Raw genomic sequence first — 19,436 nt, 5'->3', positions numbered from 1 at the left:
ATCAAGAACGGAGGATGGACATGTCGAAGCAAATTTTGATCTTGGGCGGCGGATACGGCGGATTGCTGGCCGCTCTTACAGCACGCCAGCATATGGACGCTAGCCAAGCAACCATTACAGTGGTTAACCGCTTTGCGTCGCACCAAATTATTACGGAACTGCACCGTTTGGCGGCAGGTACAATTGCTGAAAAAGCTGTTGCGCTTCCTTTGGAAAAACTGCTGCGTAACAAGGAAATTATCCTGAAAGTGGATACTGTTTCCGAAATCAAGCCTGACGATAAAAAAGTAACCTTGGCCAGTGGCGCTACGTTGAGCTATGACGCTCTCGTTATTTCCCTGGGCAGTGAAACGGCTTACTTCGGTATTCCAGGACTGCAAGAGCATAGCTTCACGCTGAAATCAGTGGCAGAAGCCAATCGCATTCGCGCACATGTGGAAGCTCGTCTGGATGCTTACAAGCAATCCGGTAACCAAGCGGACGCTACAATCGTTATCGGTGGTGGCGGTCTGACTGGCGTTGAGCTGGTGGGCGAATATGCTGACAAATTGCCTGCAATTTGTCGCGAAAAAGGTATTAACTACGAAGATATCAACTTGTATTGCGTAGAAGCTGGACCATCTATTTTGGCAGGCTTCCCTCAACCACTGGTTGATCGTGCAGTAACAAGCCTTGAAAAACGTGGCGTTCAAATCGTAGCGGGTGTTCCGATTACAGAAATGAAAGCTGACGAAGTTCTCTTGAAAGACGGACGTTCGATCAAAACGAACACACTGATCTGGACAGGCGGCGTACAAGGTAATGCACTGGTTGGCGCATCTGGTATCGAAGTAAACCGTGGTCGCGCAACTGTGAATGGTGCGCTGCAATCGACTTCTCACGAAGACATCTTCCTCGCTGGCGACAGTGCAGTGGTGTTCCCGAGTGAAGGCGAGCGTCCATACCCACCAACTGCACAGTTGGCTTGGCAAATGGGCGAATTAGTTGGTTACAACATCTTCGCTTATTTCAACGGAGCGAAAATGGAACGCTTTACACCAGTATTCTCCGGTACACTGGGCAGCTTGGGCAGAACAGACGCGATTGGTACTGTAGGCGCGAATGGCACCCAACTGAAAGGCGCTGTAGCCACTTTGATGAAGGAAGGCAGTAACATCCGTTACTTGTCCCACATCAAAGGACTTTTTGCATTGGCCTATTAATATTTCTTACATTTTATATGGTTCATTGGAAGAGAGCGCTATTCAGCGCTCTCTTTTTTGTAGCTTTTCTTTTCGACACTAGCGATACTCACGATTCATTAGTCTTAATTCACTTTCATCTTCGCTAACTCCGCCACCTGTGCAGGGGGGAGCGCACCTTCAAATATACTCAGCTCATCAATAGATCCTTTGAACGCAGGGTCCCACCAGTTGACACCTAAGCTGAATGATCCAGATTTAGAGGTAAAGACATCTGGAAATCCTGAGCCGGTAAATTGAATCTTTCCATTCACATACACGGCTAACATTCCACGATCTACAGTGAAGGCGAGATGTGTCCATTCATTTGTTTTGATCTTTAGGCCGGTACTGCCAGTATACCAAGATGAGCTGCCGGACCAGACCATTGTGTTATCCTTCTCAGGTCCTCTGGGCAAAAGGCTAATCCAGTGATTACTATCCATAGCTCCAAAGAAAGTTGGTGTATGCAGAGTCAATTCGCTTGGTTTTACCCACAGTGACACGGAATATGCTGAGCTGGATATGAGTCCTTCAGGCAGAGCAATGCCCGACTTTCCATCAAGGACTACAGCTTGGCCTCTTACGCCTTCAGCGTAGGACACACTCCCTCCCTGGCGATCGATTCGGTCACCGATAACTTCGCCATTAGCAAAAGCATCTTGCTGATCCTCCAGATTATTTTCAAACGTGTATGACGCAGTCAATGTTGCCTTCTCATAAGGGGATACCGTGATGTTAAAAATTTTGTCCCGACTACGTTCTCCCTTGGTAATGGTAGCTGTCAAAGTGGCAGATGCAGCCTTTTCTCCGATTCCTGGACGCTTGATTTCACCTGTATCCGTAATGACGCTTTGGTCTGAAGTTTTCCAGGTAATCCGGGATTGCCGACTGCCTTCCTTCGGAAGATTCAGGCTAGCCGTCACCCGACTTGTATCGCCAAGATCTAATTCACGATACACACTGTGCACTACTGTCGTATCGGTCATATCAGGGAGCTTACTGCCCCAAGCCATCTCACCTTTATTCGATAAAACTGTAAACGCCAGGATGTATTGATTCGTAACCTGATCCCATTGTCTTAAGAACACCCCATCCAATACAGCACCATCCAGTGTTAATTGGATATTCGAATCCCCCGACTTGCGCCATGTTCCTTGCACATCGCCTTCAATGGTATGATCTGCTTTAAGCTGAATGAATTGCGTATTCTTGATCGTAGCCGAAGAATCACTGCCATGATTAATATATTGATAATCGCCAATGAATTGTTTCTCATCTAGCTTTGTAAGCGTCTCGCCACCGTAACGATAAGGAGCTACGACAGGCCAGTCCTCCTGATTCATGAACATTTGGTGTACACGCAGCTCATGTGTCTCCCCCTGATGAGGGAATCGGGTATGGAAGACGACAAACATTTGTCCAGTAGCAGGATCGGTGTATACAGAATTGTGTCCAGGGGAAACATAGCCGTAGCCAGTGCCTGTACCGGGGTCACCTATTTTACTATCGAACAAGAAATTACCTATTAACTTGTTGCCATAAGTTATATTTTTGGTATTTGCTGGCAAAACAGCATTCTGTCCTTTGGCATCTTTATAAGGTCCTGTCGGACTCTTGGAACGGAATAACCTCATGTTATACCCCCCGTCCGCTGCAAGACCGCCGTAGGTTACATACAAATAGTAATAACCCGTCTCCTGGTTGTATTCAATATACGGACCTTCCCCTGACTCACCGTATCCGCCTGCGATCTTGGTGCCAAAATAACGATCAATGAGCCGACCGTCTTCTGTAGTTCCATCTTTACCTGGGTACATGGGTTTGCCAGTTGCTTTATCTAGCTCCAGTAAAAATATTCCCCCGGACCATGATCCATACGTCATCCACAAGCGACCGTTTGCATCGTAAAAAACGCTTGCATCGATTGCATTTGGGAACATCCGATTCGCATAAGAACCATCGGTATTAAACCATCCCGGTCTGGGCCCCTCAAGCTTGCCTTCCTTAATAAGTTGTTGAATCGGCGTATTTGTCCATTTTTTATCTACCTTGCTATCTTTATCGAAAGCAGTATCCTTCGTAAAACCAGTGTGTATAATGGTATCCACATATTGATATGGACCCTCGATTTTGGGTGCAACTGCAATGCCGATCGCGGAACGAATGTAGGTGGAAGATGCACTATAATAAATCATATATGCCCCTTTTGTCCCATCCTCATTGACATAATGCTCATTCCAAAATACATCGGGCGCCCATACCGAGAATCCTCCCTTACTATCCGCATCATTCTCACCCGCCCAAGCGAAAGATCCGGCCAGATTCTTCGATAAATCCCCGTAAAGTGTGTTTCCAGGCGTGGTGTAACCGTTTGCAAAAGAAGTCCAGTTTGTAAGATCTTTTGACTTCGCCGCAGAGATATGTGACCCAAATACATAATAAGTGTCACCGTCTTTGACAATGGAAGGGTCATGAACCGATACATTAGAGAAGGTTGGCGCATCCTGCTTTTTGTTTTGGTCTGGCACCGTTGCCGCCGCGTCTATTGCACCTAATGGTGCGCTTGCGATTGCTAATAATAATGTTAGTGTTATTGCAATGCTTTTCCTGACTTTACGTTTAACAAAACTTCTCATCATACACATTTGCCCCTTTCTGAATTGGAGTACAGTGATATATTCTGCTTTCATTGCTAAATACCTTTATATTTATGAGTATTATTAATGTATTTATGAATTATATGGCTATAAGGAGGGTCTCAGCATCCAAGCGACTTTGACGCCACTGCTCCACACTTTCTTTTTTGATACGTAGTTGATCCTTCTATACACTACGATATGTAAAATACTATACTCTCTTTTTAGGTAAAATTTATAAATTATGGTTGACGTTATATATTTACGGGAGTATGCTAGTCTCGAAAAATAACTAGGAGGTTTGTGTATGTTTAGGAAAAAAAAGTTTTTAGGCATGGGGTTAGCAACCATTCTCATGTGCTCCTCACTTTCGGGAAGTCTTGCCTATGCGGAATCGAAATCTAGTACGTACGATGCTTCATTTTTTGAAAATCTCAAACAGCGGGCCATAGTCCATGAGCTTCAAGAACACAAGATCACCGTTAACCCGAAAGCATCTATTGCTGAACTACTGAATACAGCGGATAGCACATCACTAAAGAGTAAGAATAATAGTGATCTAAAACAAAATCTGGAGAAGCTTAACGAATCGGAATACATATATCTTACACTCGATGGAGAAGTATACAGCTCAGAAAAGGGTTATGTAGGCATGGCGGATAAAGTTGAATCAAAAGAAGATAGTGTAACGGATGCTACTTATATGAAAACAAACTCTTTGAGTGAACCAAGCAACAATCATGATGTTTCCATATCAAGTAAAAATAATCCCACTCCATCGCAAGTGAGTGGAGGGACAACGGGAACTTTCTCAAGGGTTCAATTGGATTATGATGGTTTTGATGGGGTTAATGCAAATGTGATTACGCCAAGGGCTAAGTACCTAGGAGCAAACGAACAGCCATGGATGTATTACGGTTTTGATGCAAAGAATGGACGGGGAATTGAGGGGGGATTTTCCTATCAAACAGGCAGAGAAGTATGGCAGGGGTATATTAGGAACAATAATGGTTTCAAATACTCTTTAGAGACGTGGAAAAATCACGACATAAATGATTCAGTTAAATTTTATATTGATAATAGTACCTATAACGCTTATCTGTTAGCAAAATACAGAGACATCGTCGTTATGCAAACCTCTTTTGACTCTTCAGACCTATCATCCATGTCGGTTAAGAGAGTGACGGCAATAGCGAAAAAAAACTTTGATGGCAGCAATATCTATGGAAGTTCTATCAATGGAGAGTTTTCAGAATTGGTAGTCTCAAAATTCAATTCAGATTATTATTATCCATGGGATGACTATCGGGATTACTCTTTTTGGGATGGAAGTCAGTGGTTCGGTACGATTGATTGGCCCGCCGATTATATTACTCATTATGGTCCAAGTGTGTGGATCAACAACCGATAAGAACAATTAGTTAAACAATGGCTCAAGCTAAAATATACTGAATAGCATCTGTCATTTCCTTTGTTGTTGGGTGAGACTTACAACAATGTGGTTTGGCAGATGTTTTTCCATGTTAAGCATACTCAACTGGACTCCTCTACCATAATTTTGGCTTTGAGCCTAAATAATAACAAGGAGGGCATTATGAAAATCAGGTTATTAATATGCCTTATGCTTGTACTAAGTCTTGCTTCTGCAAACTCGAATTTGGCATCAGCTCAAGCTCAAACCCCCATACACCTGAAGGTCAATGATCATTATGTTCTATACACCTACCCTGCATCACCCTTTGTGGATAAGAAGGGGAGACTGCTTATACCGCTCCAAGTGGCTGAAGATATACTGGGCGGCAAAGTAACTTATAATGCAGCGAACAAAACCGCTTCTGTTGATCTGTTGGACCGTAATGTAGCGGCAACGATTGGATCACCCGAAATATCAGTTAACGGTGAGCCGATGACAATGGACACAGTCCCCATCATGAAAAGCAACGCGATGTTTTTGCCGGTATCCATTTTGTTGAAGGATACAGATGCGAAGATGGAGTGGGATCCCAAACGTGGCTTATTGAAACTAAGACATGATAGCTTTACGGAAAGTCCAGTTCTTATGAGGTTTAAGGGACAAGACTTGGCCCAAGTCATTGATGCGAATGCGTTTGATCTTACTTCCTTTGATTGGGATCGCAGGAAAGGCATATTGAATATTTATGCTATGTACGAGGGCGACTTATCGCCCGCCTTCAAGCAAATTGACTTTAATCCTATGATTGTTTATAGCAAAGGGACCTATAGTGTAAATCCTTATTCTAAACCCAGTATGTTTTACAAAGTTAAAATAACCAGTCCTGGTAATCTGGTTTATACGAGAAATATAGATACGACCAATGCGGATGAAGATTATATAAAATATATTACTTCTGTTGGCAGATTAATTAAGTAGTGGAATGTATGTTTCTTGTACATCATAAAAAAGCGACAAAGGCTTTGTAGCCTTTGTCGCTTTTTTTGAAAAAAGTGCGATTTAGAACGAAGTTATCGTGTTGCTGTTTTCGCTAGACTTAATTTTACCCACTACTCGAGATACCGAGTTTCTGTTTTTAAGCTCATAAAGAACATTCTCTATAAGAGAGTTTCTTTGCGCATTAGTAAGTGTATTGTTCCAAGCGTCAGTCTTTACATATACATCCACGCTAGCTTCACTGCTGTCGCCTCTTACTGTGAAATCAAAGCCAACGCCAGCGTAATTGCCATATCTATTAACCAAATCGCGTTGAATCGTACTTGCATCCAAGGAAGAAGCTACATCCTTCAAAGTAACATCGCCTCTGCTATTGGTTGTAAAGGTTGCTAATTTATCTCTATTACTAGAGTTTTTAACCGTACCCTCTACATCGGCATCTTTATACTCTTTCAAAATATCTTCCACGATGTCCTCCAGGAAGCTTTCCTTTCTGCTGTCAGATAGCTCAGTCCATCTGGATTTTGTCATTTCGATGGTCACCGTAATATCGTTTTTGTTACCATCCAGAGTGATATCCGAGTTGGTATTGTAGTCATCCCTGTGATCATCGTTCAGCTTCTTTTGAAGATCCTTCAAGGAGCTAGAGCTATTTTTGCTTGCTTCATCTTTTAGCGTCTGGTTGTCTTTTTGCAATTGAGCAATGGTAGCGTCCTTCGTCGTGTTCGCTGCTTTCGCTGTGTTGAGCTCTTGAGTCAGCGTCGTAATCTGGTTGTTCAACGCCGTAACTGTAGACTGATCAATCGGAACGCCGTTGTCGGCAATGACTACGCGTTTGTTTGTACCATCCCATGTTACCTTTTTATCCAAAGCTGTACCTGCCAGCTTCAGTGGGATATACGTTACGCCATCCAGCAGGAACGGTTCTGTTTTGGCATCATAAGGAACCTCGGTTCCGTTGTAGATGATTTTGATATTGTTATATACTGCTTGGATCGGCTTAGTCACTTGTGCGGCATATGTGGATTGGCTGAAAAGAGCCCCGGATATGGCCAAGGCGGATACGGCAGTGATGATGACAGGTTTTTTGATAGATTTCAGTGATTTCATTCGTTGGTCTACCCCTTTATTTAAGAATTATAGCCTGGTTCATAGACTAGAGTAACATTAATGCCTACAAAATCCAACAGCTTGGAGAGTCATTATGGGTTGTGCTTATATTGGTTAGACGCAACAGCAACCGTAAAAGTTGCCCTGTTTGCGCAAAAGTTTTTCCAAAAGTATCCGAACAACACAAAACAAGCCCGCTGCACAAGACAGCGTGACTTGTTGGTAAAACAGTGCGTCGAGGTTATCCATTCAGGATTATTTGCCGTCCTTCAGTTTGCCTGCTGTTTCCTGAATATGGCCTTTGGCCTTATCCAGTTTACCTTCGGCTTGAAGGGACTTATTATCGGTAGCGTTCCCGATTTGGTCCTTGATTTCACCTTTGGCTTTGTTCACATTACCTTTGATTTTATCGCTAGTTCCGTTATCCTTCATGTTGTAGCCCTCCTTATGTGATCGAATTTTCATTCAGCATGCTGTAGTTAGTCATTACCCGAGCGAGGGTAATACGAAACCAGAGGCTGTATATCACAGACGGGGGTATAATGTTGGATACGGGTTAAATCAGAACGTGAAGTGGGGAGTGAGCGCATGCTCAAAATTTTATTGTTTATTCTTGTTATTCAAATTATTTACGTATCGGCGTATACACTACGCATGATTCTGACGTTGAAAGGACAGAAGTACATTGCTGCGCTCATTAGCACCGTGGAAGTTACGGTCTATGTGTTGGGCTTGAATGTTGTGCTTAAGTACCTGGATCAAGTGGCAAGTCTTGCAGTATACGCCATTGGCTATGCATTGGGCATTCTTATTGGAGCATGGATTGAGGAAAAAATAGCGCTTGGTTATGTCACCGTTAAGGTGATCAGCAATGAGATCAATGGAGGAATTGCCAATGCGCTACGGGACAAAGGATACGGTGTTACAGCCTGGCTGGGCAGTGGACGTGATGGAGAGCGCCTGGTGATGGAAATTTTGGCTAAACGGAAAAACCAGAATAAGCTGTATCAGTCCATTCTGGAGCTGGATCCTAAGGCTTTTGTCATTACGGTAGAGCCGAAGCAATTTCATGGCGGCTTCTGGACCAAGGCTATCCGTAAATAAACATTTTGGTAAATTGCGCATATTTTTTGGACGTTAGAGCATATTAATACCCGGACAGGTGGAAATTAACAGTAAGCCGACAGGGGATATTACCCTATAAAAACCGAGGGGGAATATAGATGTACAGACGCCAGGCCCCGGAAATCATTCCAGAGGAAAATACGGCTATTTGGTCGTGTACAAACGAGGGTTGCAACGGTTGGATGCGAACGGATTTCACCTTTTTGAACGAGCCTGCTTGTCCGCTTTGCCAAGCCTCGATGGGGCAAGAAATGCGGATGCTGCCGATTCTCAATCGGGCGGGCAATTCCTTTGTCGCCCAGCGCTCCTAATCCAGGATTTTGCAAAATCTACAATTGAATGTGAGTACGATGATCACACTGCAGAATTTATGAACGTCAAAAGCCGCTCCAGCGACATGCTGAGCGGCTTTTGGTTGTGGAAATTAGAGTAGGGGTGACCTGTCCCCAAGTAAGGTATGCATTGATCATGGTCTCTGGATGGGCTGCACGGAATCACGATATACAATATGTCCCTGCACCAGGACTCGACCAAAGCGGCTACCGGGATGGCTTATTTTTTTCATCATCGAATCAATCGCGGTACGTGCCATCTGCTCGATGTCTACTCCGACCGTGGTCAGTTGCGGAACAATAAGAGTGGCGTATACATCGTTGTCAAAGCCGACCACAGAGCAGTCTTCAGGTACGCGGTATCCCAGACCAATGAGCTTATGCACCAGATTGTGAGCGACCTGATCGCAGTTACATACAAAGGCAGTTGGTAGCGGCTGAGGAAGCTCCATTTCAACATAAGTACCTTCGTCGTCCCGGTCACTGAGCACCCACTCGTTACGGAGGGGCAACCTGTGCTCCAGCAAGGATTTATAGTAGCCGAGGAAACGATCCTGAATACTACTGGTGGAATAGATATTACCCACATATGCAATATCCCGGTGTCCCTGGGCGATCAAATAGTTGGTCAGCTCGTAGGCTCCGTAAAAATTATCCGTCACCACGGAGTCGATATCGGCATGCTCATCATAAAAATCGAGAAACATTTTGGGTAGGTCCATGGTTTGTACAAGCTCAATATATGGCTTGCTCACTTGGCCCAGGAGAATGAAGCCGTCCACCTTGCGGTCGTAATAGATACGTGGCAGATTAAGCTGTTCTTCGTCTTCGCGATGGAGGATGTGAAGGATACCGTAGTAGCCGTATGGCTCCAGTGCCCGTGAAATTTGCTGGTAGATGTGCAGATAAAACGATTGGCCAGGGCCGGTAAAACGTTCAGGGATGACAACACCAATGTTATAGGTGAGGCCCTCCTTCATGGACTTGGCAACGGTATTGAAACGATAACCCATTTCTCCTGCGAGCGTCTTAATACGCTCTTTTAGCTCCTCGCTAACCCCATCCTTGTCATTGAGCGCCTTCGACACGGTCACGCTGCTTACTCCCAGCTTATCTGCAATATCCCGCATCGTTACGTTGCTCTTCATTCCTGTTCCGCCTTCCAATTTTAAAAAGATAAGCATTTTGCCTAATCCAGAGAATGGATGCAAAATGCTGGGGAATATATCAGTAGCTTAGCCGCCTGTAAAAATCCAAAAGACTTAGCAGGGTTGCTGTCCTGTAAAGATACAAAGACTGGCAGCATGGCTGCCCATAGAACAACTATTAGCCTGCGGGTAACAGTTGTTCTATGGATAGTATACATGGTTCCGCAAGCAGGATAAAGCCTGCGGCTTATGTCCGCTGGGAAGGACGGGAGTGTGCTTGCAATAGCGCTTCATTGTGATGAATTAGCTCACGACGAACAGCGGCGCTGCTGAGAGAGCGCAACGGGTCGGATGGTGTATTGAAGGTGTAGTCCTCCAGTCGAGCGATGGTGGTCGTCGCTACGTGGATACGGGTATCACTGGATGCGTAGTAAATAAAGACTTCATCTTGTTCGTTAACGACTGCCCCATTGCAAAAAATAACATTCGAAACGTCGCCCACGCGTTCCTCATCATAAGGAGCCAGAAAGTGCCCGCCGGGCTTAGCGATGACGCGCGTAGGGTCTTCCAGACTGGTGGCAAAGGTATACAGCACATACCGCAGCCCAGCGGCCGTATTGCGTACCCCGTGAGCGATATGAATCCAGCCGCGACTGGTTTTGATCGGGGCAGGGCCCTGACCATTCTTGGCTTCGTACACCGTATGATAACAACGCTCATCAATGACGGTTTCGTGTTCAATCACGGGTTGTGTAATATCTTTGCACAGGCCGAAGGCGATGCCTCCGCCCGAGCCGGTGGAAATAAATCCGTCCTGGGGACGAGTATAGAAGGCGTATTGACCGTCCACAAATTCAGGGTGCAGGACAACGTTGCGTTGCTGTGGGGACTGGGTAGTGATGTTGGGAAGCCGGGTCCATGTACGAAGATCACGAGTACGGACCAGTCCGGCCTGAGCGACAGCACTGGAGGTATCGTGAGGTGGTGCGTCAGGGTCTTTTTTCTCTGAGCAATAAATACCGTAAATCCAGCCGTCCTCATGCTTCACCAGCCGCATATCGTACATATTTGTTTCTTCTGGGTCGATATCCTCCCATACTAGGGGGGCGTCAATGAATCGAAATTGATCAATGCCGTTATCGCTCTCTGCTAAAGCGAAAAATGATTTTCGATCCAGTCCCTCGGTACGCGAAACAAGAATGTATTTTCCTTCATGATAGATTGCCCCTGGATTCAATGCCGCATTTACACCCAGCCGCTCCATGAAAAAGGGATTAGTTTGCGCATCCAGATCAAACCGCCAGTGAAGTGGAACATGATGGCGTGTGAGCACTGGATAGAGGTAGCGTTCGTAGATACCATTATAAAAGGTAGTTTTAACCTCATTGGGGCGTGTAATCAGTTCCTCTTGCTGCAACCGCAGCTCATTGTATTTGCTATGGATCATTGGTTTTCCATCCTTTCTAGCATTTCTATGCAAAATCGGCTGTTGTGATAAGGGCACTTCCAGGGTCCTGCAATCTCTCTCGCATCAGGCTTACCATCCGCTTGAACTGACCAGAACCATTCGCCTCCGGGGCGCGGATCGATGATATATTGCCGGGTATAGGACCATAGATTTTTCACAATTTGCAAAAAACGTTCGTCTTTTGTACGTTGAAACGCATTGTAAAAACCAACCATCCCCTCGGCCTGTACCCACCAGATACGTGAGGTGTCTACTCGCTCTCCTTCCCGCTCATTGATGAGCGATCCGTCTGGCTGAACAGCGCGCTCTGCTACCGCATTGGCAATATCCATCACCATATCCACGTATTCTGACGGGTAATAACCCAGCACATTCATAGCGTCTTCAATCAACCAGCTGGCTTCGATGTCGTGACCATATGAGGTCAGGTCAAGCAGAGAGCGCCATTCACGATCGAAAAATACCCCCAGTCGCCGGGCAGAAGCATCGTAAACACGATGATATAAAATATCCAGTACGTTCGTCAGTGCATCTCGAACCTCTTCATTTGGCCAGACGCGCAGCAATTGGGTATACGCCTCCAAAACATGAATATGCGTATTCATGGTGATATGCGCGGTGACTCCATTTTCGCTGAGTAGCTCATTAGGCTGCGTGTTCCACAAGCGGTCATATTGTTCGCCGTATGCCTGTCGGATGCGATCATATCCTTTTTGCTCCAGCAGGTGGAACAGCTCCATAGCTAGTGGCAATGCATTCGGGTCGTCTGTGGCACGTGCATACTCTGCTAGCGCATAGATCGCGAATGCCTGTGCGTATACATGCTTGCACGTGTCTACGGGTTGCCCGGTGTAGTCCACCATCCAGTACATTCCTCCATGTAATGGATCAAGCAGGTGATCTCGCAGGAATGTGAATGCATGTCGTGCGGCTTCTGCATAGGTATTTTCCCCTGTTACACGGGTAGCCGCCGAGAATGACCAGAGTAGCCGTGCAGTGGCAATCCCGCCTTTGTCGGCTTGGTTATGAGTGTGCAGATCCACATCCACCTCGCCGTAAAACCCACCGTGTGTCTCATCCTTCAGTCCAAGCCAGAATGGGAGTATGTGCTCCTTCCATTCCTGTCTAATTTCGTCCAGTAATGTTTCCAAGAGACAAAGCCTCCTTCGGAAAATGAATTATTAGGTTATCGTTAACTTTACAGGATTATCATATCTAGCTGTTTGTAAACTGTCAACCATGCTAAATTGGTGTTTTTTTATAAGATGTGACCCATTCCACTTTACAAAAAGAATATTGCAATTGACATAGTAAGCGCTAACATAATAAAATGATTTTGTTACTTTAACGATAACCTTATTCGAAAACAACAGGAGGAGTCGTCTCATGAAGTTGTCCAAGGTTTTGATGTCATTACTATCCGTGGTTTTGTTAGCGGGGCTGTTTGCAGGCTGTGCTCCAAAAGCATCGGATACACCAGCAGCCAGCTCTGATCCAAAGGATGTGGAAGGTGAAATTACGGTTATCACACAGCGGACAGATATTGTGGATACGGTGTTTCAGGACTACGCCAAGGAATTTAACAAGCTTTATCCGAACGTGAAGGTCAATTTTCAGGCATTGGCCGACTATGAGGGCCAAATTAAAATCCGGATGGGGACCAGGGATTACGGAGATGTTTTGCTGATTCCTGGCAGTATTCCAGTTGAAGAGCTGCCCAATTTTTTCGAGCCACTGGGTACTTATGAGGAGATGAAAAACAAGTATACCGGCCTTGAAGAACGTACGGTGGATCATAACAGTTACGGTATTCCGATTGCGATGGTTTACTCTGGTGTGATTTATAACAAAAAGGTGTTCAAGGACGCAGGAATCACGCAGCTTCCCAAAACACCGGACCAATTCCTAACAGCGTTACAGCAGATTAAGGACAAAACCAAGGCAGTGCCGCTGTTTACGAACTATGCCTCTGGTTGGGCACTGACTCAGTGGGAGTCTAGTCTGGCAACATTGGCGGGTACGAAGGAATACGTGAATATCACACAGCCGAATACAGATGACAATTTCACGAAAGGACAGCCCCACTATGAACTGTATAAGGTCCTGTACGATGCAGCTAAAAAAGGCCTGATTGAAAAAGATCCAACGACTACGGATTGGGAGACCTCCAAGGCGGATCTCGCTCAAGGCAAAATCGGTGCGATGGTACTTGGCTCTTGGGCGATTGACCAGATCAAAAGCACAGCTCCTAACAAGGAAGATATCGGTTTTATGCCTTTCCCGACGAATGCCTCGAAGGTACTTGTACCGCTAGCGGGTGATTTTAATCTCGGTATTAACGTAAACAGTGAAAATAAAGCGGCGGCCCGTGCTTGGGTGGACTGGTTTACCGAAAAGTCCAACTATGCTGTAGAGCAGGCAGGCAGTATTAGTCCGCTGAAGGGTGCCCCAATGCCTAGCATTTTGAAGCAATACGAAGATCAGGGAGTCGTTTTTGAAACGCTTACTCCGTCTCAAAAAGGACAGGAAGGAATTGTTGATAAAATAGACAAAATGGGCGAAATTGGTTTGTGGCAGCCTGATTTCAAGAAACGCATTATTGAGGCAGCGGTTGGTAACCGCCCGGAATCGTATGACGCCATTATGAAAGACCTGAACGATGCATGGGTGAAGGCGCGTGCTGAAGTGGCTGCAAAGGAAGCAAAATAGCCATCTGAACTGACGAAAAAAAGGATCGACGTAGCAGTCGATGGACGGATAGCCAGGAGGTGCAGCATGTTAAAATTTTCGAATCTCAGCTACTCCAAACAAAGATTGGCGATTATTGTTGCCTTTTCATTTATTCCGCTAGCGCTGCTGATCACTTTTGCGTACTTGCCGGTGATCAATATGTTTAAGTACAGCTTTTCGGACTGGAACGGCTATAGTAAGCGTCTGGAATATGTGGGTTTTGAAAACTATATCAAAATCTTTACCGACCCCGAGTATTTCTCGGTGTTTAAGGTCAGTCTGTATTACTTTGTAGCCACGTTTGTACAGATGGGTCTGGCCCTTTATTTTGCAACCATTCTCAGCTTTCAGACCTGGTTTAAAAATTTCTTTAAAGGCGTTTTATTTTTTCCTTCCCTAATGAACGGGGTGGCCATTGGTTTTATTTTTCTATTCTTTTTTAAGCCAGACGGCACGCTCGATACCCTGCTTCAGGCAGTGGGGCTGGGTTCGTATGTCAAGCTGTGGCTGGGCAACCCGGAGATTATCAATATTTCGCTGGCTGGCACGTCGATCTGGAGATACATGGGCTTTAACTTTATTGTGTTTCTCGGTGCGATTTCTTCCATATCCAGTGATTTGTATGAAGCAGCCGATATCGATGGAGCCAACCGCTGGCATCAGTTCCGCTCAATTATTTTGCCGAGCATCAAGCGGATTTTGCAGTTGAATCTCATCTTGGCAATTAGCGGTGCGGTCAGTGCATTCGATATTCCGTATATTATGACCGGTGGCTCCAACGGTAGCGAAACATTCGTCATTCAAACGCTTGATGTGGCATTCAAATACAGCAAGGTCGGTTTGGCCTCGGCGATGGCGGTTGTTCTGCTGCTGATCGTAATCGCTGTTACGCTGCTTCAACGGTTGCTAATTCGGGGAGAGGAGGACTAATCATGTATAAGCTGAAAATAATACTGGCTAGCAGCATCAAGTATGCGGCGCTACTACTAGGTGCGTTCATTGCACTGCTGCCGATTGTCGTCATTTTGTTTGCATCTTTGAAGACGAAGACTGAATATGCGGCAACCAGTCCTCTGACTCCCCCCGTGAACTGGCTGAATTGGGCTAACTATACCAAAGCCTTTATTAATGGAAATATGCTGACCGGATTTGTGAACACAGCTTTTATCCTGTTGATTTCGATCATCGGAGCCACATTAACGGGTTCCATGATCGCGTATATTTTGAACCGTTTTAAATTTAAGGGCAAAAGTCTTATGCTCGGAGCGTTCCTGCTCGCGACCCTCATTCCGGGGGTAACGACTCAGGTATCGACATTTCAAATTATCAACAAGCTGGAGCTGTTTAACACGCCTTGGGCGGCAATCTTGCTGTATTTGGGAACGGATATTATTGCGGTGTATATTTTTCTGCAATTTCTGGATTCCATTGCGGTGGCGCTAGATGAATCAGCCATGCTGGATGGGGCCTCCTATCTGACGATCTACTGGCGCATTATCTTGCCCCTGCTGAAGCCTGCCATTGTGACGGTGATCATTATCAAAGGCGTTAATATTTACAACGACTTTTACACCCCGTTCCTGTATATGCCCAAAACAAGCCTTCAGGTTATATCGACGGCGCTGTTCAAGTTTAAAGGGCCATATGGCTCGCAATGGGAAGTTATTAGCGCGGGCATTATCATTGCCATTATTCCGACGCTGATTGCGTTTTTATCATTACAAAAATATATCTATAACGGATTCGCGCAGGGTTCAGTGAAATAGAATAACGGCGAAATAGAAAAATGATGAGATCAAGTATCTCGGTGAGAGGAGAATATACGTATGAGTAAATTGAATGTGGATTTGGATGTAGGTGACGTACGAATTTTGGGAGAAAGTCTGTCGAAAATGCCGTGGCAGGATAAGCCGGAAGGTAGCGAGGCTCCGGTGTGGAGGCATACTGAAAACCCAGTCATTGGACGCAATCCGGTGCCGGGTATTGCCCGTATTTTCAACAGTGCAGTAGCTCCGTATGAGGGACGGTTTGTAGGGGTATTCCGGGCTGAAACGATTAATGGACGTCCGCATTTGCATCTAGGCTGGAGTGACGACGGGTTGGCTTGGGACATTGAGACAGAACGTCTGCATTTGGTCGATGAGGAAGGAAGCGATTACCAGCCTAATTATGCTTACGATCCGCGTCTGGTCCGCGTGGAGGATACGTATTATATCATCTGGTGTACAGATTTTTACGGTGCAGCGTTGGGGATAGCACAAACAAAGGATTTTAAAAGCTTTGTACGATTGGAAAATCCGTTCCTGCCGTTTAATCGCAATGGTGTGCTGTTGCCCCGCAAGCTAAACGGAAACTTTATGTTGCTATCCCGTCCGAGCGACAGCGGACATACACCGTTTGGCGACATTTTTCTAAGTGAAAGTCCTGACTTGGTCTATTGGGGCAAGCACCGTCATGTCATGAGCAAGGGCGGACAGGGCTGGTGGCAATCGGTAAAGATTGGCGGCGGACCGGCCCCGATTGAGACGACCGAGGGTTGGCTGATGTTCTACCACGGGGTGACGGGCACGTGCAATGGGCTGGTATACAGTATGGGCGTAGCCGTTCTTGACCTGGATGATCCGTCTAAAGTTAAATATCGTTCCTCCAATTTCGTGCTGACCCCAGAGGAATGGTACGAAGAACGGGGCTTTGTGCCGAATGTGGTTTTCCCGTGTGCTACGCTGCATGATGCGGACACTGGGCGGATTGCGATTTATTATGGAGCCGCTGACACGTATGTAGGTATCGCATACACGACAGTAACTGACATTATGAAGTATGTTATCGCAACGGATGAAGTGGTCGCAGACGACCGCGAGTCGGGCCGGATGTAGGAGGAACTTGAATGCCAGAGGATATGTCTTTACAGCAATTGCAGTCATATATGGGGAGTAACCCGAAGCCGCCGGACTTTGACGCATACTGGGAACGGGCATTACAGGAGCTGGAGCGGCAGCCGCTTGATTATACACTGGAGCCTGCTGATTTTGTCTCTCCGATGGTGGAGTGTTACCATCTATATTTTACTGGAGTGGGCGGAGCGAAGGTTCATGGGAAGCTGGCTCGTCCTAAGCACCTTACGGAACAAGGTCCAGCGTTGGCCATGTTTCATGGATATTCCTGCGACAGTGGTGACTGGTTCGACAAGGTGAGCTATGCGGCACACGGATTCACCGTGCTGGCTATGGATTGCCGGGGGCAAGGAGGGCTATCAGAGGACAATTTGCAGGTTCAAGGAACGACGGTTCGCGGCCATATCATCCGGGGGATTGACGACCCGGACCCGGATCGGATGTATTACCGCAATGTATTTTTGGATACCGTGCAGACGGTACGCATTCTGATGTCTATGGAGCAGGTCGACCCTGAACGGATCGGCGCATTTGGCTGCTCCCAGGGAGGGGCCTTAACGGTTGCCTGCGCTGCATTGGAGCCACGTGTCCGTATGGCAGTTCCGGTATATCCATTTCTGTCGGACTATAAAAGAGCTTGGGCGCTGGATGCCACTACATCTGCATATGAAGAACTGGTTTATTATTTTCGTTGGTTTGATCCGAATCATATGCGCGAGGAGGAGCTCTTTCACCGACTAGGCTACATCGATATTCAACATTTGGCAGATCGTATTCGTGGTCGTGTGTTGTTTGTGACAGGGCTGTCGGACACCATCTGTCCACCCTCCACGCAGTTTGCGGTGTACAATAAAATCGTATCAGACAAGGAAATACTCCTGTATCACGAATACGGTCATGAGTATCTACCCTATCTGTCGGATCGTGCCATGAGCGAATTTTTGCGGCTGTAGGGGGTTGAACTTAGCCACAGGCTCCTTTATAGTAATAGCTATAACCTTCGTGAATGCGTAATAAATGAATGCCCCATTTGTATAACCTCAATAATATGGTTTGAGGGTCTCTACCAGGAACCGATAAATCCTGATTACAAAAAGTGTACGTCTTGTACATTTCTTGTGGTCAGGATTTTTTTGCGTAATACGAGGGAATTTACATGACAGCAAAGGAGCTAATGTAATGAACTTCAAAGTAGTTATTTTAACGATTGCGACCTTTACGGTGGGTTTAGTAGAGCTGATTATCGGTGGCGTGCTACCCCAAATTGCGCAGGATTTGAATGTCTCCGTAAGCACGGCAGGACAGCTTATCATGATCTATGCGCTCGTGTATGCTATTGCTGGGCCAACTTTGTTGGCGTTGACCGCCAAAATTGAACGAAAACGACTGTACCTGTGGTCGATGTTTATCTTTATTCTGGGAAGTCTGCTGGCCTTCTGGAGTCCGAATTATGCGGTCTTGTTTGTATCCCGTATCGTTACCGCTGCAAGCGGGTCGCTGATCGTGACATTGTCGTTGACCATTGCAGTCAAAGTGGTGTCCAAGGCTTATCAGGCCCGTGTCCTTGGTGTCATCTCCATGGGGGTTAGCTCCTCCATCGTTCTAGGTATTCCAGCCGGGGTGCTGATTGGAAATGCGTTTGGCTGGCGGGTGCTTTTCCTGATCATTGCCTTGTTGACGGTCGTTGCTATGATCGTTATCAACTTGTTTATGGAGCGGATTCCGACCGAACATGTTGTGCCTATGCGCGATCAGCTGAAATCCTTAAAAAATGTTAAAGTCATCAGTGCTCATCTGGTGACCACGCTGACACTGGCGGGCCATTACACGTTATATGCGTATTTCACTCCATTTTTAGAAAATATGATGGGCTTAAACGCTTCGTGGATTAGTGTGGCCTATTTTGTCTTTGGGCTGGCGGCAGTGAGCGGCGGATTTATTGGCGGCTCTTTGGCAGATCGGTTCGGCACAGCGAAAAGTATTCTAGTCGTCGTAGGCGTGTTTATCGCCGTGATGTTCTTGCTGCCATTCTCAATCCACTCGATTTATGTATTTGCGCCACTACTGATCATCTGGGGCATACTGAGTTGGGCCTTGTCGCCCCCGATGCAAAGTTATCTTATTGAAAATGCACCCGAATCGGGTAGTATTCAGCAAAGCTTTAATTTCTCCGCACTCCAGGTCGGGATCGCTCTCGGTTCTGCCCTGGGAGGAGTAGTGATTGAGAATAGTGAATCTGTTGCCACGAACGCTTGGGTGGGTGGGGCATTTGTGATTGTTGCTTTTGTCTGCGGCGTATTTTCGATTACCAGAGCGGGGACATCACAGGCTGTCAGAGGGCACCACTCTGTTTCATAATT

General features: G+C 46.1%; 17 protein-coding genes and 1 riboswitch. Of the genes, 11 read left to right on the top strand and 6 right to left on the bottom strand.

Annotation, left to right across the window (positions count from 1 at the left end; all coding sequences use genetic code 11):
- Window positions 1-20 precede the first annotated feature (20 nt).
- Window positions 21-1,202 (top strand): NAD(P)/FAD-dependent oxidoreductase, encoded by a 1,182-nt coding sequence (locus tag NSQ58_RS03470; protein WP_023990895.1) that lies wholly within the window; start codon window positions 21-23, stop codon window positions 1,200-1,202.
- A gap of 104 nt (window positions 1,203-1,306) precedes the next feature.
- On the opposite strand, the gene NSQ58_RS03465 is transcribed toward NSQ58_RS03470, so the two are convergent.
- The gene (locus NSQ58_RS03465; RefSeq protein ID WP_341056906.1) at window positions 1,307-3,862 is read right to left on the bottom strand and encodes a LamG-like jellyroll fold domain-containing protein; all 2,556 of its coding nucleotides are present in this window, start codon (window positions 3,860-3,862) and stop codon (window positions 1,307-1,309) included.
- Window positions 3,863-4,166: 304 nt separating this feature from the next.
- Here NSQ58_RS03465 and NSQ58_RS03460 point away from each other — a divergent pair, with 304 nt between their 5' ends.
- On the top strand, window positions 4,167-5,270 hold the full coding sequence (locus NSQ58_RS03460) for a hypothetical protein (protein ID WP_075154909.1): 1,104 nt from the start codon (window positions 4,167-4,169) through the stop codon (window positions 5,268-5,270).
- 183 nt (window positions 5,271-5,453) lie between these two features.
- The gene (locus tag NSQ58_RS03455; protein ID WP_068939081.1) at window positions 5,454-6,251 is read left to right on the top strand and encodes a copper amine oxidase N-terminal domain-containing protein; all 798 of its coding nucleotides are present in this window, start codon (window positions 5,454-5,456) and stop codon (window positions 6,249-6,251) included.
- 81 nt (window positions 6,252-6,332) lie between these two features.
- On the opposite strand, the gene NSQ58_RS03450 is transcribed toward NSQ58_RS03455, so the two are convergent.
- Both NSQ58_RS03450 and NSQ58_RS03445 read right to left on the bottom strand, forming a co-directional pair.
- Window positions 6,333-7,379 (bottom strand): stalk domain-containing protein, encoded by a 1,047-nt coding sequence (locus NSQ58_RS03450; RefSeq protein ID WP_068939079.1) that lies wholly within the window; start codon window positions 7,377-7,379, stop codon window positions 6,333-6,335.
- A 255-nt stretch (window positions 7,380-7,634) separates the two neighbouring features.
- Complete coding sequence (locus NSQ58_RS03445; RefSeq protein WP_340857471.1) at window positions 7,635-7,811, bottom strand: CsbD family protein; 177 nt, start codon at window positions 7,809-7,811, stop codon at window positions 7,635-7,637.
- Window positions 7,812-7,967: 156 nt separating this feature from the next.
- Here NSQ58_RS03445 and NSQ58_RS03440 point away from each other — a divergent pair, with 156 nt between their 5' ends.
- Both NSQ58_RS03440 and NSQ58_RS03435 read left to right on the top strand, forming a co-directional pair.
- A complete protein-coding gene (locus tag NSQ58_RS03440) occupies window positions 7,968-8,483 on the top strand; it encodes a DUF2179 domain-containing protein (RefSeq protein WP_023990890.1) in 516 nt (171 codons plus the stop codon).
- Window positions 8,484-8,602: 119 nt separating this feature from the next.
- Complete coding sequence (locus NSQ58_RS03435; RefSeq protein ID WP_023990889.1) at window positions 8,603-8,815, top strand: cold-shock protein; 213 nt, start codon at window positions 8,603-8,605, stop codon at window positions 8,813-8,815.
- 155 nt (window positions 8,816-8,970) lie between these two features.
- Here NSQ58_RS03435 and NSQ58_RS03430 read toward each other — a convergent pair whose 3' ends face one another.
- The 3 genes from NSQ58_RS03430 to NSQ58_RS03420 all read right to left on the bottom strand — a co-directional run bounded on the left by NSQ58_RS03430 (window position 8,971) and on the right by NSQ58_RS03420 (window position 12,603).
- Window positions 8,971-9,984: a substrate-binding domain-containing protein gene (locus NSQ58_RS03430; protein WP_023990888.1), complete on the bottom strand. Its 1,014-nt coding sequence runs from the start codon at window positions 9,982-9,984 to the stop codon at window positions 8,971-8,973.
- A 247-nt stretch (window positions 9,985-10,231) separates the two neighbouring features.
- A complete protein-coding gene (locus tag NSQ58_RS03425; protein ID WP_028540814.1) occupies window positions 10,232-11,431 on the bottom strand; it encodes a glycoside hydrolase family 130 protein in 1,200 nt (399 codons plus the stop codon).
- Window positions 11,428-12,603 (bottom strand): AGE family epimerase/isomerase, encoded by a 1,176-nt coding sequence (locus tag NSQ58_RS03420; protein ID WP_069080706.1) that lies wholly within the window; start codon window positions 12,601-12,603, stop codon window positions 11,428-11,430. Before NSQ58_RS03420 ends, NSQ58_RS03425 begins: the two co-directional genes overlap by 4 nt.
- A gap of 235 nt (window positions 12,604-12,838) precedes the next feature.
- Between NSQ58_RS03420 and NSQ58_RS03415 the strand changes: the two genes are divergently transcribed.
- The 6 genes from NSQ58_RS03415 (at window position 12,839) to NSQ58_RS03390 (ending at window position 19,434) form a co-directional block, all read left to right on the top strand.
- On the top strand, window positions 12,839-14,161 hold the full coding sequence (locus tag NSQ58_RS03415) for an ABC transporter substrate-binding protein (protein ID WP_069080705.1): 1,323 nt from the start codon (window positions 12,839-12,841) through the stop codon (window positions 14,159-14,161).
- Window positions 14,162-14,227: 66 nt separating this feature from the next.
- Window positions 14,228-15,112 carry a carbohydrate ABC transporter permease gene (locus NSQ58_RS03410; protein WP_053326360.1) on the top strand — a complete coding sequence of 295 codons (885 nt, stop codon included), beginning with the start codon at window positions 14,228-14,230 and terminating at the stop codon, window positions 15,110-15,112.
- A gap of 2 nt (window positions 15,113-15,114) precedes the next feature.
- The gene (locus NSQ58_RS03405) at window positions 15,115-15,948 is read left to right on the top strand and encodes a carbohydrate ABC transporter permease (RefSeq protein ID WP_028540810.1); all 834 of its coding nucleotides are present in this window, start codon (window positions 15,115-15,117) and stop codon (window positions 15,946-15,948) included.
- 60 nt (window positions 15,949-16,008) lie between these two features.
- On the top strand, window positions 16,009-17,058 hold the full coding sequence (locus tag NSQ58_RS03400; RefSeq protein WP_028540809.1) for a glycoside hydrolase family 130 protein: 1,050 nt from the start codon (window positions 16,009-16,011) through the stop codon (window positions 17,056-17,058).
- Between the two features lie 11 nt (window positions 17,059-17,069).
- Window positions 17,070-18,029: an acetylxylan esterase gene (locus NSQ58_RS03395; RefSeq protein ID WP_023990881.1), complete on the top strand. Its 960-nt coding sequence runs from the start codon at window positions 17,070-17,072 to the stop codon at window positions 18,027-18,029.
- A gap of 57 nt (window positions 18,030-18,086) precedes the next feature.
- A riboswitch (purine riboswitch) is annotated at window positions 18,087-18,186 on the top strand.
- Window positions 18,187-18,255: 69 nt separating this feature from the next.
- Entirely contained in the window at window positions 18,256-19,434 is a 1,179-nt protein-coding gene (locus tag NSQ58_RS03390; protein WP_023990880.1) for an MFS transporter, read from the top strand.
- Window positions 19,435-19,436 lie beyond the last annotated feature (2 nt).

The sequence above is a fragment of the Paenibacillus sp. FSL M7-0134 genome (assembly GCF_038007865.1).
GTDB classification, from domain to species: Bacteria; Bacillota; Bacilli; order Paenibacillales; family Paenibacillaceae; genus Paenibacillus; species Paenibacillus polymyxa_B.
This window is presented reverse-complemented; position numbering and strand designations above follow the sequence as displayed.

Bases quoted from the DNA above. Each gene is read 5' to 3' on its own strand.
- NSQ58_RS03400 (WP_028540809.1), top strand. From the start codon at position 16,009: ATGAGTAAATTGAATGTGGATTTGGATGTAGGTGACGTACGAATTTTG.
- NSQ58_RS03470 (WP_023990895.1), top strand. From the start codon at position 21: ATGTCGAAGCAAATTTTGATCTTGGGCGGCGGATACGGCGGATTGCTG.
- NSQ58_RS03410 (WP_053326360.1), top strand. From the start codon at position 14,228: ATGTTAAAATTTTCGAATCTCAGCTACTCCAAACAAAGATTGGCGATT.
- NSQ58_RS03390 (WP_023990880.1), top strand. From the start codon at position 18,256: ATGAACTTCAAAGTAGTTATTTTAACGATTGCGACCTTTACGGTGGGT.
- NSQ58_RS03430 (WP_023990888.1), bottom strand. From the start codon at position 9,984: ATGAAGAGCAACGTAACGATGCGGGATATTGCAGATAAGCTGGGAGTA.
- NSQ58_RS03425 (WP_028540814.1), bottom strand. From the start codon at position 11,431: ATGATCCATAGCAAATACAATGAGCTGCGGTTGCAGCAAGAGGAACTG.
- NSQ58_RS03415 (WP_069080705.1), top strand. From the start codon at position 12,839: ATGAAGTTGTCCAAGGTTTTGATGTCATTACTATCCGTGGTTTTGTTA.
- NSQ58_RS03395 (WP_023990881.1), top strand. From the start codon at position 17,070: ATGCCAGAGGATATGTCTTTACAGCAATTGCAGTCATATATGGGGAGT.
- NSQ58_RS03450 (WP_068939079.1), bottom strand. From the start codon at position 7,379: ATGAAATCACTGAAATCTATCAAAAAACCTGTCATCATCACTGCCGTA.
- NSQ58_RS03445 (WP_340857471.1), bottom strand. From the start codon at position 7,811: ATGAAGGATAACGGAACTAGCGATAAAATCAAAGGTAATGTGAACAAA.
- NSQ58_RS03405 (WP_028540810.1), top strand. From the start codon at position 15,115: ATGTATAAGCTGAAAATAATACTGGCTAGCAGCATCAAGTATGCGGCG.
- NSQ58_RS03465 (WP_341056906.1), bottom strand. From the start codon at position 3,862: ATGATGAGAAGTTTTGTTAAACGTAAAGTCAGGAAAAGCATTGCAATA.
- NSQ58_RS03435 (WP_023990889.1), top strand. From the start codon at position 8,603: ATGTACAGACGCCAGGCCCCGGAAATCATTCCAGAGGAAAATACGGCT.
- NSQ58_RS03440 (WP_023990890.1), top strand. From the start codon at position 7,968: ATGCTCAAAATTTTATTGTTTATTCTTGTTATTCAAATTATTTACGTA.
- NSQ58_RS03455 (WP_068939081.1), top strand. From the start codon at position 5,454: ATGAAAATCAGGTTATTAATATGCCTTATGCTTGTACTAAGTCTTGCT.
- NSQ58_RS03460 (WP_075154909.1), top strand. From the start codon at position 4,167: ATGTTTAGGAAAAAAAAGTTTTTAGGCATGGGGTTAGCAACCATTCTC.